Below are 15,733 nucleotides of genomic sequence, written 5' to 3' on the forward strand. Positions count from 1 at the left end.
CGGGTGGGGTCATGCGCCGGCGGCGCCGAAGCGCAGCGGCAGGACGTCGGGCCCGGAGACGCCCGTGGAGGGCCGCCAGGTGATCGGGCCCGCGACCTCGGGCGGGCCGAGGCGGGCCGCGAGCACGTCGAAGGCCTCGGCGAGTTCGACGCGGGCCAGGGCCGCCCCCAGGCAGTAGTGCGCGCCGCCGCCGAAGGCCAGCGGGGACGCCTCCCGTTTGACGGTGATGTCGAAGGCGTCGCCGCCCTTGAACACCAGCGGGTCGCGCTGCGCCGAGTGCGCGCACAGCCAGACGGGGGTGCCTGCCTGGATGCGCAGGTCGTTGACGGAGAAGTCCTCGGCCGCCGACTTGGTGGCCACGACCGTCGTGGTGGGGCACCAGCGCAGCACTTCCTCGACCGCCTGGGTGACCAGCTCCGGCCGCTGCCGCAGCAGCGGCCACTGCTCGGGGTGCTCGGCGAACGCGACCATGGCGTGGCCGAGTTGGTGACTCGTGGTCTGGTATCCGGCGACGAGCAGGGTCGCGATGAGCGTGCGCAGCTCGCGGTCGTCGAGGGCGCCGTCCTCCTGCTGTGCGCGCAGGATGTCGGAGAACAGGTCGTCGCCGAGGTCCGCCTTGCGCTCCTGGATCACGGTGTCGAAGTAGTCGTACATCCCCGCGAGGCCCTCCTCGACCTCGCCGACCCTGCTCTGGTCGGGGCCGAGGGCGAGGACCAGGTTGGTGTTCTTGCACCAGCGGCCGACGACCGCGTGGTCCTCGGCCGGGAAGCCGAGCAGTTCGCAGACGACGGCCGCGGGCAGCGGGTCGGCGAACGCGGCCACGAAGTCGCGCTCTCCCCCGGCCGCGAGCTCGTCGGCGAGGCGTTCCGCGGTGGCACGGATGAAGGGCCTGAGCGCGGTGATGCGGCGGGTCGTGAACGCGTGCGTGACCAGGCCGCGCAGCCTGCGGTGGTCGGGTCCCTCCAGGCTCTGCATGAAGTCGCGCATGAACTCGCGCACCAGGCCCTCGGAGGGTCCGACGAGGTCCACGACGTCACGGAAGCCGGAGACGAGGCGCGGGTCGCGGGAGAGGCTGTGGGCCTCGGCGTACCTGAGGACGAGGAGTCCCAGCGGGGTGCCCGCGACCCAGGACCGCTCCCTGGCCTCGGCCACCTCGGGCGAGTCCCAGGCGAAATCCGGCACGGTGATGTCCAGGAACGGCAGATCCTGCCACGACGTCCCGGACTCTGCGACGGTCGACATACTCGGTCCTTCCCTCGGCGAAAAGGCGGGTGCGCTGCCGCACCGCATTCTGTGCAGTGGCTCTTGGCGCCTTCTTGGAGCCGGCTTGGATCTTGGGTTCGCCCGCGGTCGCGCCCGGCCGCGGGGGCCCGGGGCGCTCCCGGGGCGTGTGGGTCACAGGGGTTCGGCGGGCACGCCGGCGTACAGGGACCGCAGGGTCGCGAGGAGTTCGCCGTCCACGGGGACGGCCGTGCCGTCGACGGCGGCGACCGGTCGCACGCCGAAGGCCGCGTTGGTCGCGAACACGCCGCGCAGGGCGAGGAGTTCGTCGTGCGTGACGGGTGCGTCGAGGGACGGTACGCCCGCGGCGGCGGCCGCGTCGCGCAGGAGGCGCGCGGTGACGCCGGGCAGGCAGTTCGCGCGGGGCCACAGGAGCCGGGTCCCGTCCCAGCCGCAGACGTTGAAGGTGGTGCCCTCCTGGACGCGGTCGTCGTGGTCGAGCAGCAGGGCGTCGTCGAAGCCCCGCCGCCGGGCGTCCCGGCGCAGCCGCAGCGTGCCGAACAGGGCGGTGTGCTTCACCTCGGGCAGGTCACGGACGTGGGCGGCGGTGGCGAGGCGCAGCGGGGGCGCTACGTCCGGTGGCGCGGGACGCGTACTGATGAGCGCGACCGGGGTGAGGGTGTCGGGGCAGTCCAGGCTCATCTCGGGCGCGCACACGGTCACCCGCACCGTCACGGGCCCCTCGCTCCGGTCGGCGACGCGCCGCAGCGCCGCCCGCACCGCGACGGTGTCGAGGTCCGCGGCGAACAGCGTCCGGCAGTCGTCGGCGAGGCGCCGCAGATGCAGGGCGAGCCCGCGGACGCGGCCGTGCTCGACGCGGAGGGCGGTGAAGTGGCCGTAGTTGTAGAGGGCGAGGGCCGAGAGGTCGTCGGCGGTGGCGGGGGTGCCGTCGAGCCGGGTCACCCCTGGACCGACCGTCCGCGCGCCCTCTCCCACCACGCTCACCACACCCGTGCCCCTGTCCGCTCCCGCCCGTTCACCCCTCACCCGGCTCCTCCTCCGCCGCCCCCGTCAAGAGACCGTGCGCCCGCACCAACGCCCGCCCCTTGAGCAGCACTTCGTCGAACTCGTCGGCCGGGTCGGAGTCGAGGACGATCGCGCCGCCCGCGCCGATCACCGTGCCGGTGCCGGAGGTCACGGCGGTGCGGATCACGATGTTGAGGTCCGCGCCGCCGCACAGGCCGAAGTAGCCGATGGTGCCCGAGTAGATGCCCCGGGCCTCCTGCTCCAGGCGATCGATGATGGCCATCGTGCGCAGCTTCGGCGCGCCCGTCATGGAGCCGCCGGGAAAGCACGCGCGGACGCAGGCGACCGGGTCCACGTCCCGCCGCAGCCGGCCGCGGACCGTGGTGACGAGCTGGTGCACGGTCGCGTACGACTCGGTGACCATGTACGCGGGCACGTCGACGGAGCCCACCTCGCAGACCCGGCCCAGGTCGTTGCGGAGCAGGTCGACGATCATGAGGTTCTCGGCGCGGGTCTTGGCCGATGCGGTCAGGGACCGGCGCAGCCGCTCGTCGCTCGCGGGGTCCGCGCCGCGGGGCGCCGTGCCCTTGATGGGCTTGCTCTCGACGGTCCCGTCGCGGTCGACGCGCAGGAACCGCTCGGGGGACGAGCAGACGACGCCGAGCGCGCCGAGGCGCAGATAGGCGCTGTAGGGCGCGGGGTTGAGGCGCCGCAGCAGCAGGTGGTAGTCGAGCGGGTCGGGCAGGGCGGGCAGCCGCATCCGGTTCGTCAGGCAGATCTCGTAGCTCTCGCCGCTGCGCAGTTCCCTGAGGCAGTCCTCGATGTCGTCGACGTAGTCGGCGCGGGCGCGGGCGAGGACGGCCGCGTCCGCGGGTGCCGCGGCGGCCGGGTCGGGGGCGGCGGGGGCGGTGTCCGGCAGGTCGCGGGCGAGCCGGGCCGTCCGGGTCACCCAGGAGCGGGCGGGCGCGATCTCGTCGGCGCCGGGGCCGCTGAGGGCGAGGACGTAGGTGCGGTCCTCCTGGTGGTCGACCGCGATCAGCCGGTCGGCGAACATCCACACGGCGTCCGGCGTCTCGGCCCGGTGGACGTTGGGGCTGCCGCACTCCGCCTTCAGCTCGTACCCGAAGTAGCCGACGTAGCCGCCGTTGAGGTCGAAGGGGAGGTCCGCCGCACCGACCGGGCGGGCGCGCAGGCGGTCCTGGAGGACGTCGAAGATGGTGCCGTCCTCGGTGTGTTCGCCGGTGGCGTCGCGGACCGTGACGGCGTTCTCGCCGGTCCGGTACGTCAGGGTCTCGGCGAGGGGGCCGGAGTCGTCGCCGAGGAAGGAGAAGCGGGCCCCGCCGACGCCGGGGGCGCTGCTGTCGAGCCAGAAGGCGTGCTCGCTCCCGGAGAACAGCGAGCCGAACAGCGCGGCGGTGTCCACGGCCCGGTCGACGGCCTCGACGGTCAGCTCAAGGCGTGCCGCCTTGGCGGTCTCGGGCGGGCGGGCCCAGGGGGCGTACTCGGGGGGCGGGGCGGCGTAGTGGCCACCTATGAGTTCCGCGAAGTTCCGCAGGAGCTGGGCGCCCCACTCGCTGGCCACCGACTCCGGGTGGAACTGCAGGCCCCAGCGGGGCAGTTCGTCGTGGCGCAGCGCCATGACGGTCCCGTCCTCCGCCCAGGCGGTGGCGCGCAGGCCCGGCGGCAGGGGCTCGGTGACGCGCAGCGAGTGGTAGCGCACGGCCGTGAAGTGCTGCGGCAGGCCGTCGAACAGGTCCTCGCCGCCGTGCCTGACCCGGGTCAGATGGCCGTGCCGCGGCACGCCGGGGACCACCTGCCCGCCGTAGTGGTGGGCGATGGCCTGGTGGCCCAGGCACACCCCGAGGACCGGCACGTCCCGCCAGCGGTCCAGGAGACCCTGGCAGAAGCCGAGGTCGGTGGCGCGCTGGGGCCGGCCGGGTCCCGGCGAGATCACCACGCAGTCGAACGCCGCCGGGTCCTGGTGCGTCCAGGACGGGTCGTCGTTGACCAGGACGGTCGGCTCCTTGCCGTACACGCGGGCGAGGAGCTGGAACAGGTTGTAGGTGTAGGAGTCGTAGTTGTCGATCAGCAGCGCACGCATCGCGTGGTTCCTTGTCAGGTTCGAGCGGGACCGGATCGTTCCGGTTCGGCGCGCCGGAGACGGCCTACTCGCCGAGCAGGTTGTCGATGTAGTCGAAGACCTCCTCCCGGGAGGCCGAGCGGAGCCGGTCCTGCACCGCGTCGTCCTGGTCCGGGACGGGTGCGCCCGCGGCACCGGGTGCGGCGTCCGGGCCGGTCGGCGGCGGCGCGTCCGGGAGGAGCAGGGTGCGCAGGTGCTGGCCGAGGGCGTGCGGCGTCGGGTAGTCGAAGACGAGGGTGGGCGAGAGCCGCAGGGCGGTGGCGCCGCCGAGGCGGTTGCGCAGGTGCAGGGCGCGCAGCGAGTCGAACCCGATGTCGGCGAACGGGCGCCGTTCGCCGACGGCTCGCGGGTCGTCGTAGCCGAGGACGGCCGCGACGTGGGTGCGCACCAGGTCGAGGAGCAGGGCGTCCTGTTCGCCCTCGGGGAGCTGGGCGAGGCGGGTGGCCAGGGCGTCGCCGTCCAGCTCGGCCCCGGTGTCGGCGGCGGCGACGGTGGCGCGGCGGACGGGCACGGCGGCGAGTCCGCGCAGCAGGGGCGGTACGTCACCGCCGCCGGGGCCGCCGCGCAGGCCCGTCGTGTCCAGGCGCAGCGGGAAGACGACGGGTTCGCCGGTGGCGCGGGCGAGGTCGAGCAGGGCGAGCCCCTGGTCGTCGGCGAGCGGTTTGACGCCCGACCTGGCCATCCGCCGCAGGTCGCCCTCGTCGAGTCCCGCCGTCAGGTCCGAACGGGACTCCCAAAGGCCCCAGCCGAGCGAGACGCCCGCAAGCCCGGCGTCCCCGCGGGCCGCCATGAGCGCGTCCACGAACGCGTTGGCCGCCGCGTACCCGGCCTGCCCCGCGGGTCCGAGGACGCTCGACACGGACGAGAACACGACGAACGCCACGTCCGTGCCCGCCGTCAGCTCGTGCAGATGCCAGGCCCCGTCCGCCTTGGGCCGCAGCACCCGGTCGACGCGTTCCGGCGTCTGGTCCATGAGGAGGCCGTCGTCCAGTACTCCGGCCAGGTGCACGACGGCCGTCAGGGGGTGCTCGGCCGGGATCGACGCCAGCGCCCCCGCAAGCACGGCCCGGTCCCCGACGTCACCCGTCACGACCTGGACGTCCGCGCCTTCGGTGCGCAGTTCCCGTACGAACGCGGCGGCGCCCGCGCCCGCTGCGCCGGACCGCGACACCACGACGAGGCGCCGCACCCCGTGCGTCACCACCAGATGCCGCGTCACGAGGCGGCCCAGCGTACCGAGGCCGCCCGTCACCAGGACCGTCCCGTCCGTGCGCCAGCCGGTGCCGCCGCCGGGCGCCGCCGTCAGCCGCGCGAGCCGCGGCACGAGCAACGCCCCGTCCCGCACCGCGACTTGGGCCGCGTCGCCCGCCACCGCGTCGACGAGCGCGGACCGCGAGGCGTCGAGCCCGTCGAGGTCGACCAGGCGGACGCGGCCCGGGTGCTCCGACTGCGCCGAGGCGACGAGGCCCCAGACCGCGGCGAGGGCGGGGTCGGGTGCCGTGCCGGTGGCCGGGGCGACCGCGCCCCGGGTGAGGACGACGAGGCGGGTGTCCGCCAGGCGTTCGTCGGCGAGCCAGTCCTGGAGGGCGGCGAGGACGCGGTGGACGGCGTGGTGGGCGGCGGTGGCCGTGTCGGGGGCCGGGCCGGCCGTGCGGCCCCTGCCCGCCGCCGCCAGGTCCCCGGCCGCCGGGTCCTCAGGAGGTTCCGCGAGGACGAGGACCTCGGGGGCGTCGCCGCCGGTGTCCAAGTGGGCCCGCAGCGCCGCCGGGTCGAGGTGGTGGGCGCACCGCACGCCCCGGGCCGCGAGGGCGTCGTCGGCCTCGGTGGCCCCGGGCCCGATCCACGCCCAGCGCGCCGGTTCCGGGTCGCGCGGCGCGGGCAGCGGCTCGGGCCGCCACTCCAGGCGAAGCAGCGAGGCGTCGGCGGTGGCCGCGGCCCGGCGCAGGGAGTCGGCGGCCACCGGACGCATGCCGAGGCTCTCGACCGTCACGACCGGGTGTCCCGCGGGGTCCGTGGCGGTGACGGACAGGGCGCCGGTCCCGGTGAGGCGGAGGTGGGCGCGCAGCCGGGTGGCGCCGGTGGCGTGCACGGTCACACCGCTCCAGGAGAACGGCAGCCGGGTCACGGTCTCGCCGGGGGCCGAGCCGGGCGCCGCCACGAGGGCCGCGGCGTGCAGGGCGGCGTCGAAGAGGGCGGGGTGCAGGGCGTAGCGGTCGGCGCCGCCCGCGCAGACGGGGAGTTCGACTTCGGCGTACAGCTCACAGGCCGCGGCGGCGTCCGCATCCGTGGAGGCCCGCTCGGGACCGACACCCGCGGCGCCGCCCGCCCCCGCCTCAGCGCGCGTCCCGGCCTCAGCACCCGCCCCCGCCTCAGCGCCCCTCCCGGCCTCAGCACCCGCCCCCGTCCCGCCGCCGCCGCCCTCGTCGACGCGCCAGCAGCGCACCAGCCCTTGGAACGCGCCCCCGTAGTGCAGCCCGGACTTGGCCAACTCCCGGTAACAGTCGTCGAGTTCGATCTCCCGCGCGCCGGCCGGAGGCCACTGCCGCGGCGGCTGCGGCGGGCGCTGGCCGCCGGGTGTCAGGGTGCCCTCGGCGTGCCGGGTCCAGGGGGCGTCGGCGGGGGCGTCGCCCGTCCTGGAGTGCAGGGTGAGGGCGCGCCGCCCGGAGTCGTCCGGTCCGCCGACGGCGAGCTGGAGGCGGACCGTGCCCTCCTCCGGCAGGATCAACGGGGCCTGGAGGACCAGCTCTTCGAGGACGTCGCAGCCCGCCTGCGCACCGGCTTGCAGGGCTGCCTCCACCAGGGCCGTGCCCGGTACGACGAGGACGTCGGCCACGGCGTGGTCGGCGAGCCACGGGTGGCTCCGCGCGGACAGCGTCCCGGTGCAGAGCATGCCCCCGGTGCCGTCCGCCAGCGGGACGGCGGCGCCGAGCAGCGGGTGGTCGACGCCGTCGAGGCCGGCCGTCGACACGTCGGCCACCGGCGCGGCCGCGTCCTCGAGCCAGTAGCGGGACCGCTGGAAGGCGTACGTCGGCACGTCCGTGAGGCGGGGCGCGGCGTCGCCGAAGGCCTCCTGCCAGTCGACGGCCACGCCGTGGACGTGGGCCTCGCCGACCGCGGTGAGCAGCCGCGCCAGATCGCCCTCGTTGCGCCGCAGCGACTCGACGACCAGGACGTCACCGGCGCGCTCGGGGCCCACCGCCTCCGCGGTCTCCGCGACGGCGACGGTGAGCACGGGGTGCGGGCTCAGCTCGACGTACGTGCTGTGGCCGTCGTCGAGCAGCCGCTCCACCGTGCGGTGGAACTGGACGGTCTCGCGGAGGTTGCGCACCCAGTACGCGGCGTCCAGGGCCGTCGGGTCGACCGGCTCGCCGGACACCGTCGAGTAGAACGGTACGGTCGCGGGGCCCGGCCGGACGCCGGAGAGGGCCGCCAGGAGGGTGTCGCGGATCTCGTCGATCTGCGCCGAGTGCGACGCGTAGTCCACGTCGATCCGCCGGGCGCGCACCCCGCCCGCGTCGAACGCCGCCAACACCTCGTCCAGGGCCGCCGGTTCACCGGAGATCACCACGGACTGCGGCCCGTTGACCGCCGCCACGGACACGGCGCCGCCCCACCGCGCGATGCTCCGGCGCACGTGGTCGACGGGGGCGACGACCGAGACCATGCCGCCGCGCCCGGCGAGGACCCGCAGGGCCCGGCTGCGCACGGCGACGACGCGGGCCGCGTCGTCCAGGGAGAGGGCGCCCGCGACGTGCGCCGCCGCGATCTCGCCCTGCGAGTGCCCCACGACCGCGGCCGGTTCCACGCCGCAGGACCGCCACAGCGCGGCGAGGGAGACCATCACCGCGAACAGCGCGGGCTGCACCACGTCGACCCGCTCCAGGGTCGGCGCGCCGGACTCGCCCCGCAGCACCTTCGTCAGCGACCAGTCGACGTGCGGGGCGAGGCTCGCCGCGCAGGCCTCGATCGACTCCCTGAACACCGATGCCGTGCGCATCAGTTCGGCCGCCATGCCCGGCCACTGCGAGCCCTGCCCGGGGAACACGAACGCGACGCGGTCCCGTGCCGTGGCCGTGCCGACGGCCGTGTGCGGTCCGTGGTCGCCGTCCGCGAGCGCGGCCAGTCCCGCCAGGGCCCCGTTCCGGTCCGCGGCCACGACGACGGCCCGGTCCGCGAGGGCCGCCCGGGACCGCGCCAGCGAGTACGCCAGGTCCGCGTCCGGCGCGTCCGGGTCCGACGCCAGGAACTCCGCCACGCGCCGCGCCTGGGCGCGCAGGCCCGCCGCACCGACGCCGGAGACGAGCCAGGGCAGGGGGCGGGGGCTCGCGTCGGCGAGGTCTTCGTCGGGCTCCGCCGGGCCGACGGGGCCGGAGTGCGCCACGGGTTGCGCGTGGCCCACGTGGCCGGTATGGCCGGTGTGTCCCGGGAGTTCGGCGTGCTCCGCGTTCCCCGCGTGCTTTGCGCGGTCCACCTGGCCGACGTGCTCCACATGACCAGTGACACCTGCGCCCGCCACGCCCGGCGCACCCGCGGCACCCCCCGGTCCCCCCTCGCCCTCCGGCGGCGCCTGCTCCAGGATGATGTGCGCGTTCGTACCGCCGACACCGAACGAGGAGACCGCCGTGCGGCGCGGCCGGTCGACCTTCGGCCAGGGGGTGGTCTCGGTCAGGAGCCTGACCCCGCCCGACGACCAGTCCACGTGCGGCGTCGGCTCGGCGATGTGCAGGCTGCGCGGCAGTTCGGCGTGGCGCATCGCCATCACCATCTTGATGACGCCCGCCACCCCGGCCGCGGCCTGGGTGTGGCCGACGTTGGACTTCAGCGAGCCCAGCCACAGCGGCCGGTCGTCCGGCCGGTCCCTGCCGTACGTGGCGAGCAGCGCCTGCGCCTCGATCGGGTCCCCCAGCTGGGTGCCCGCGCCGTGCGCGTCCACGCAGTCCACGTCCGCCGACGCGAGGCCCGCGTGCGCCAGCGCCTGCCGGATCACGCGCTGTTGGGCGGGGCCGTTGGGCGCGGTGAGGCCGTTGGACGCGCCGTCCTGGTTGACCGCGGAGCCCCGCACCACGGCGAGCACGCGATGACCGTTGCGCTCGGCGTCGCTGAGCCGTTCCAGGAGCAGCACGCCGACGCCCTCGGACCAGCTGCTCCCTGCGGCGTCGGCGGAGAACGACCGGCAGCGCCCGTCGGGGGCGAGCCCGCGCTGCCTGCTGAACTCGACGTAGCCCCAGGGCGTGGCCATCACGGTGACGCCGCCGGCCACGGCGAGCGTGCACTCGCCCTCGCGCAGCGACTGGGCGGCGAGGTGCACGGCCACGAGCGAGGAGGAGCAGGCGGTGTCGACGGTGACGGCGGGGCCTTCGAGGCCGAGGGTGTAGGCGAGGCGCCCGGAGGCCACGCTGGGCATGCTGCCCACGACGCGGTAGCCCTCGGCGCTCGGCGGCACGTGCCGGATGCGGGCGCCGTACTCGCTGTACATGATGCCGACGAACACACCTGTCCTGGTCCCGCGCAGCGTGGACGGGTCGATCCTGGCCCGCTCGACGGCCTCCCAGGACGTCTCCAGGAGCAGCCGGTGCTGGGGGTCGATGGTGACGGCCTCGCCGGGGCTGATCGCGAAGAACCCGGCGTCGAAGTCGGGCGCGTCGTAGAGGAATCCGGCGTGCCGGGTGCACGTGGTGCCGATGTGGTCGGGGTCCGGGTCGTACGCGACGGTCCAGCCGCGGTCCGTCGGGAACTCGGAGATCGCGTCGGTCTCCGAGCGCACCAGGTGCCACAGGTCGTCCGGCGACGCCACACCGCCGGGCAGTCGGCAGCCCATGCCGACGATCGCGATCGGCTCGTCCTCGGGTCCACGGGCCGCGCCGCCGTTCCGCGCGGCCCGCGTACCGGTCCCCGCCGCGGGCCCGGACGCGGCGCCCTCACCGAGCAGCAGGGCGCACAAGTGGTCGGCGAGCGCCCCGGGCGTCGGGTGGTCGAAGAGGGCGGTCGCCGAGAGGCCGCCGCCCATGGCCTCGCTGAGCCGCTCCCGGAGCCGGGCCGCGGCCCGCCCCCGGATGCCTTGGGCGCCGAAGGCCCGGCCGGGGTCGAGCGGCACCTGGTCGGCGCGGTCGAGGGCGGCGGAGGCGTGCGCGCGGATCAGGTCGAGGAGGATCCGGCGCCGTTCCGCGTCGCGCGCGGCGGCCACGCGCTCTCGCAGCGGCCGGTCGCGTCCCTCGGTCCACTCCATCATTGCTTCCTTCCTGGCGGGGTACGGCGGCCGGGAGCGGGTGCGACGGCGCTGCGGGAGGGCGCCTGCCCCGTCGTACCGGGCGGCGTTGTCGTCGGTGTGACCGGCACTGCGGGCACGATCGGTGTGACCGGCGCTGTCGGCACGATCGGCACCGTCGGCGCGAGCGGCGCGACCGCCGTGAGCGAAGCGCGCGGCGTGACCGAAGCGCGCGGCGTGCTCGGCGTCGTCGGGGCTCGGCACGCCCCCGTCGGGGCGTCCGTGCGGTGCGGGGCGCTCCCGGACGACGCAGGGCTCATCGCCCCGCCAGCGCCCGCGCCGCGTCCGGCCCCGCCGGGTCGAGGCTGTGCAGCATCCGGCCGGTCCGCTCGACCAGCGCCCCGAACGCGTCCGGCGTGATGGCCTGTTCGCCGTCGCACAAGGCGGTGTGGCCCGCGCCGTCGACGTCGACCATGACGCCGTCGGCCCCGGCGGCAGCGGCGGCCGCGGCCAGCGGGGCCACCAGGTCGCTGCGGCCGCAGGCGTGGCTGGGGTCGACGATCACCGGGAGGTGGCTGAGCCGCTTCGCCAGCGGCACGGCGCTGATGTCCAGGGTGAACCGGGTCGAGTCGCCGTGGGCGCGGACGCCGCGCTCGCACAGCAGGACCTTGCCGTTGCCCGCCGCGAGCAGGTACTCGGCGCCGTTCAGCCACTCCGGGACCGTGCAGCCGAAGCCGCGCTTCAGGAGCACGGGGCGGCCGGTGAGCGCCACTTCGTGGAGCAGCGCGAAGTTCTGCGCGTTGCGGGCGCCGATCTGAAGGACGTGCGCGACCTCGGCGACGGCCTCGACGTGCGCGGCGTCGACGACCTCCGTGACGACGCCGAGCCCGGTCTCGGTGGACGCCTCACGGAGCAGGTCGAGGCCGTCCTTGCCGATGCCCTGGAAGGCGTACGGCGAGGTGCGGGGCTTGAACGCGCCGCCCCGCAGCAGGTGCGCGCCCCGCTCCCGCACCGCCCGTGCCACACCGAGGAGCTGGGCCTCGCTCTCCACGGCGCACGGCCCGGCGATCCAGGTGAAGCGCCCGCCGCCCACGGTGCAGTCGTCCGACACCCGCACGGCGCTCGGCTCGCCCGTGGCGGCGAGGCTGCCGAGCGGCGGCGCGTCGGTGCTGTCGACGACCGACGCGACGGCGCTCGTGGCGCGCAGCAGGTCCACGAACTCCCGGCCCTCCGGCGACGCGGCGGCGAGGTCGGGGAAGGTGACCAGGGTGTGGCGTCCGGCCCGGCAGTGGAACGACCGGTGGCCGCGGTGGCGCCACGCGGAGGTCAGTCGGCTCCGCTCGTCGAGCAGCACGTCGGGATGGAGGCGGGCAACGATCATCGGGTCACCTTTCTGCGCCGTGGCGGCGGTGCGGGGCGGAGTCCGGGGTGCTCATCGCTGCCGCCCCACGCCGGGCGACCACTCGGGCCGTTCGGGGAAGTCGAAGTCGACCGCGTCGGCGATCCCCAGCTGCTCGGCCATGCGCTGGGCGCCGGAGAAGTCGCGGACGAGCCGCCGCCCCGACGGCGTCGCGCGCAGGTCGGCCACGATCTCGTCGGCGCCCTCGATGCCCGCGGTGACCAGTTCGAGCCGGAGCGTGGAGAGGTCCTGTTCGGCGAACGCCTCCAGGGCCAGCGGCAGACAGCGCACCAAGGCGGCGCGCTGCCCGGCGTTCATCCGGGCGTACAGCTCCCGGACGACCTCGATGACGATCGAGCCGTGGGCGGTCTCGTCCCGCAGGTGCAGCGTGGTGATCAGGGAGTGCATGGGCTGGATCGAGTCGTCCCTGGCGAGCAGCGCGAGCAGGGAGTTGATGCAGGTCTCGGCGACCGCGCCCCACACCAGGACGGCGACGTCGCGCTCCCACTGCTCCGGCATCGCCGCGAGCACGGCGCGCAGCCGCCGGTAGGTGACGAGTTCGGGCTGCTCGGGCCTCATGCGCACGCCGCGCAGCTCCCGGGTGCGGGAGATGGCGAGCATGTGCATGTACGTGTGGAAGCTCTCGTCGACGACGGCCTGCTGCACCCCTTGGCGCATCAGCGGGTGGTCGCTGCCGGGGAAGACGCCGCGCATGACGAGGTCGAACGCGGGCTCCGCTATGAGGTGTTCGGTGGCGATGACCCGTTCGTTGTAGCCGATCCACAGGCCCGTGAGGACCCGCTCGCGCCGCTCGGGGGCGGCCGCGAGGAACCGGGGGTGCTCGGCGAACGGCACCATCCGCAGCGGGTAGTCCGGCAGCCCGGCGTCGTACCCGGCCCCCTCGTCGACGGCGTCGGGGCTCGTGGTGACCGCGGCCCGGCGCGGCCAGGCGGCGACGAGCCGGCGCAGGGTCGCGCTGCCGATGCCGTCCTCCTCGGCCCACCCTCTGGCCGCCCAGGTGGTCGCCAAGCCCGACTCCTCGCGCATCAGCCCTCCAGGCCTCGTGGTCCGCGATGCGGCTGCATCGTCACCGGCCGCACTTGGCGGTTTCTTGAACGTGACTTGGGGCCCGCCCGGACGGACTTCTGGATGCGGACGGGGGATGCCACGATGAGGCGGGCGCCGCGGTGACGCGGGCCCGGACGGCCCTGCCCCGTCCCTTCCCGCGGCTCCCACCAGACCTTTCCCGGAGTTCGTACCAGGCCTTCTTCGTCGTCCGTCTCCCCAGTCCCCGGCAGCGTGCCGGGCGACGCCACCGTGAGGACGTCTCATGCTCGTTCCGCTCACCATGGCCGACTTCCTCGATCGCGCCGAGTCGGCCGCCGCCGGCCGCGTCGCGCTCGTCGACGAGCCGGACCAGCCGTCCCGCCCGGTGCCGACGACGACATACGGCGAGCTGCTTCGGCGGGTGCGGGCCTGGCAGGCGGGGCTCGACGCGCTCGGCGTCGGCGTGGGCGAGCGGGTCGCCGTGGTCAGTCCCAACTCGGCGCGGCTGCTCGAACTGCTCTACGCGATCCCGGCGAGCGGCCGGGTCTGCGTACCGGTGAACTACCGGCTCACGGCCGAGGAGATCGCGTACATCCTGCGGCAGTGCGACGCCTCGGTCGTGTTCGTCGACCCCGACGTCGAGGCCGCGCTCGGCTCGGTCGAGGGGCCCAAGCGCTTCGTGCTCGGCGAGCAGACCGAGACCCAGGTCATGCGGTACGACGTGGCGCCGCGCCCGTGGTCGCGGCCCGACGAGAACGCCGTCGCGACCCTCAACTACACGTCGGGGACGTCCGCGCGCCCCAAGGGCGTCGCCCTGACCCACCGCAACATCTGGCTCAACGCGATGACGTTCGGCGTGCACGGCCGGATCTGGGAGCGGGACGTCTATCTGCACACGCTGCCCACGTTCCACTGCAACGGCTGGGGGGTGCCGTTCCTGCTCGCGGGGCTCGGCGCCAAGCAGGTGATGCAGCGCCGGATCGACGGCGCCCAGATCCTCAGCCGGGTCCAGGAGCACGGCGTGACCCTCGCGTTCGGGGCGCCCGCCGTGTGGGACGCCGTGCTGCGGGCGGCGCGGAGCTGGCAGGGCGAGGTCCCCGGCCGGGGCAGCGTGCGCATCGTGTGCGCGGGCGCGCCCGTCAGCGACCGGCTCGTCTGCCAGGTGGAGCACGAGCTGGGCTGGGAGTTCCACCAGGTGTACGGCCTGACGGAGACGACGATGCTCACCTTCAACCGGCGTCCGCCGGGCGCGCCGGGGAGCGGGGGCCTGACGAGGGCGGGGGCGCCGGCGCTCGGGGTGCGGCTGCGCACCGGGGAGCGGGGCGAGGTCCTGGCCCGCTCCAACATGGTGCTCGACGGCTACTGGCAGGACCCGGGTGCCGACGCGGCGGCGCTGGCCGGGGGGTGGTTCCGCACCGGGGACGTCGGGGAGTTCGACGACGAGGGGCATCTCGTCCTCTTCGACCGGCTGAAGGACGTCATCGTCACCGGGGGCGAGAGCGTGGCGTCGGTGGAGGTCGAGGACTGCCTGCTCGGTCATCCGGCGGTCGCCGAGGCCGCCGTGATCGGGATGCCGGACGAGCGCTGGGGCGAGACCGTGAAGGCGGTGGTGGTGCCCGCCGAGGGGGCCGCGGCCGCCGAGGCCGAGCTGATCGCCCACTGCAAGCGGCACCTGGCCCGCTACAAGGCGCCCACGTCCGTGGACTTCGTGGACGCCCTGCCCCGCACCAGCAACGGCAAGGTGCGCAAGAGCAGGCTCAGGGAGCCGTACTGGATCGGTCAGGACCGGCGCATCAACTGACGACGTCCGGCCCTGTCCCGGCGGGCGCCGTCAGTGCTGCAGGCACATCCGTCCGACGGACTCGTCGCGGAGGATCCGGGTGAACAGCACCCGCAGCTCCCGCCCCGGGTCCACGCCCAGCTCCTGCGCGAGGGCCCGGCGGATGCGGTGGTAGACCCGCACCGCCTCGGCCTGCCGGCCCACCTCGCACAGCGCGACCATCAGGAGCCAGCCAAGCCGCTCCCGGTTGGGGTAGCGCGCGCTGAGCGCGGCGAGTTCGGCCACCGCGGTGCCGTTGTCCCGGCCCCAGGCCAGCTCGGCCTCCCAGAGCGCCTCCCAGGTCATGAGGCGCAGCTCTTCCAGGCGGGCCGCCTCGCGCACGGCCGGTTCGTAGTCGCCGAGTTCGGCGTGGGGCGCGCCGCGCCACAGGGCGAGGGAGGCGGCGAGCGCACGGCTCGCCTCCGCGTACCTGCCGTCGCGCAGGAGCCTGCGGCCGTCGCGCAGTTGGCTCTCGAAGCGGCAGGCGTCGACGCGTTCCCGCGCCACGGCGAGGACGTAGCCGTGCGGCTCCCTGCGCAGGATCCGGTTGCGTCCCCGGGGCGGGCAGTCAGGCTCCAGCTGACGGCGCAGATGGGAGACGTAACTGTGCAGGCTGGCCACCACGTTGCCAGGCGGTCCGGCCGGCCAGATCGCCTCGGTGAGCCGTTCCGCGCCCACCACTTGCCCCGGAGCCAGCAACAGAGTCGACAGCACGGCACGTTGTCGTGCCGGTCCGAGGGGCAGGGGGCCTGCGGGCGACCACACCGCGAGCGGCCCGAGGATGTTGAATGACAACTCACCTGTCAAATGAGTAACAGTTTTCACAGACATCACGCTCTCCCCCTGGCAACACTGATTTTCAATGGCCACCGTTTC

Annotated in this window: 8 protein-coding genes; 1 reads left to right on the forward strand and 7 read right to left on the reverse strand. The window is 75.2% G+C overall.

The window, feature by feature from the left end:
• Nucleotides 1–9 precede the first annotated feature (9 nt).
• The 6 genes from OO63_RS25995 to OO63_RS26025 all read right to left on the reverse strand — a co-directional run bounded on the left by OO63_RS25995 (nucleotide 10) and on the right by OO63_RS26025 (nucleotide 13,038).
• The gene (locus OO63_RS25995) at nucleotides 10–1,242 is read right to left on the reverse strand and encodes a cytochrome P450 (protein WP_030357154.1); all 1,233 of its coding nucleotides are present in this window, start codon (nucleotides 1,240–1,242) and stop codon (nucleotides 10–12) included.
• Between the two features lie 153 nt (nucleotides 1,243–1,395).
• Entirely contained in the window at nucleotides 1,396–2,226 is an 831-nt protein-coding gene (locus tag OO63_RS26000) for an aminotransferase class IV (RefSeq protein WP_234311066.1), read from the reverse strand.
• A 31-nt stretch (nucleotides 2,227–2,257) separates the two neighbouring features.
• Nucleotides 2,258–4,348: an aminodeoxychorismate synthase component I gene (gene pabB / locus OO63_RS26005; protein ID WP_030357152.1), complete on the reverse strand. Its 2,091-nt coding sequence runs from the start codon at nucleotides 4,346–4,348 to the stop codon at nucleotides 2,258–2,260.
• Between the two features lie 64 nt (nucleotides 4,349–4,412).
• Nucleotides 4,413–10,394 carry a type I polyketide synthase gene (locus tag OO63_RS41585; RefSeq protein WP_428835932.1) on the reverse strand — a complete coding sequence of 1,994 codons (5,982 nt, stop codon included), beginning with the start codon at nucleotides 10,392–10,394 and terminating at the stop codon, nucleotides 4,413–4,415.
• Between the two features lie 514 nt (nucleotides 10,395–10,908).
• Nucleotides 10,909–11,973 carry a 3-deoxy-7-phosphoheptulonate synthase gene (gene aroF / locus OO63_RS26020; protein WP_051811200.1) on the reverse strand — a complete coding sequence of 355 codons (1,065 nt, stop codon included), beginning with the start codon at nucleotides 11,971–11,973 and terminating at the stop codon, nucleotides 10,909–10,911.
• Nucleotides 11,974–12,024: 51 nt separating this feature from the next.
• Nucleotides 12,025–13,038 carry a 4-aminobenzoate N-oxygenase gene (locus tag OO63_RS26025; RefSeq protein WP_051811201.1) on the reverse strand — a complete coding sequence of 338 codons (1,014 nt, stop codon included), beginning with the start codon at nucleotides 13,036–13,038 and terminating at the stop codon, nucleotides 12,025–12,027.
• 283 nt (nucleotides 13,039–13,321) lie between these two features.
• Here OO63_RS26025 and OO63_RS26030 point away from each other — a divergent pair, with 283 nt between their 5' ends.
• The gene (locus OO63_RS26030) at nucleotides 13,322–14,839 is read left to right on the forward strand and encodes an AMP-binding protein (RefSeq protein WP_030357148.1); all 1,518 of its coding nucleotides are present in this window, start codon (nucleotides 13,322–13,324) and stop codon (nucleotides 14,837–14,839) included.
• Nucleotides 14,840–14,869: 30 nt separating this feature from the next.
• On the opposite strand, the gene OO63_RS26035 is transcribed toward OO63_RS26030, so the two are convergent.
• Nucleotides 14,870–15,688 carry an AfsR/SARP family transcriptional regulator gene (locus tag OO63_RS26035; RefSeq protein ID WP_078619364.1) on the reverse strand — a complete coding sequence of 273 codons (819 nt, stop codon included), beginning with the start codon at nucleotides 15,686–15,688 and terminating at the stop codon, nucleotides 14,870–14,872.
• Between the last annotated feature and the right edge of the window lie 45 nt (nucleotides 15,689–15,733).

The organism is Streptomyces alboflavus (assembly GCF_000716675.1).
In the GTDB taxonomy this organism is placed as follows: Bacteria; Actinomycetota; Actinomycetes; order Streptomycetales; family Streptomycetaceae; genus Streptomyces; species Streptomyces alboflavus.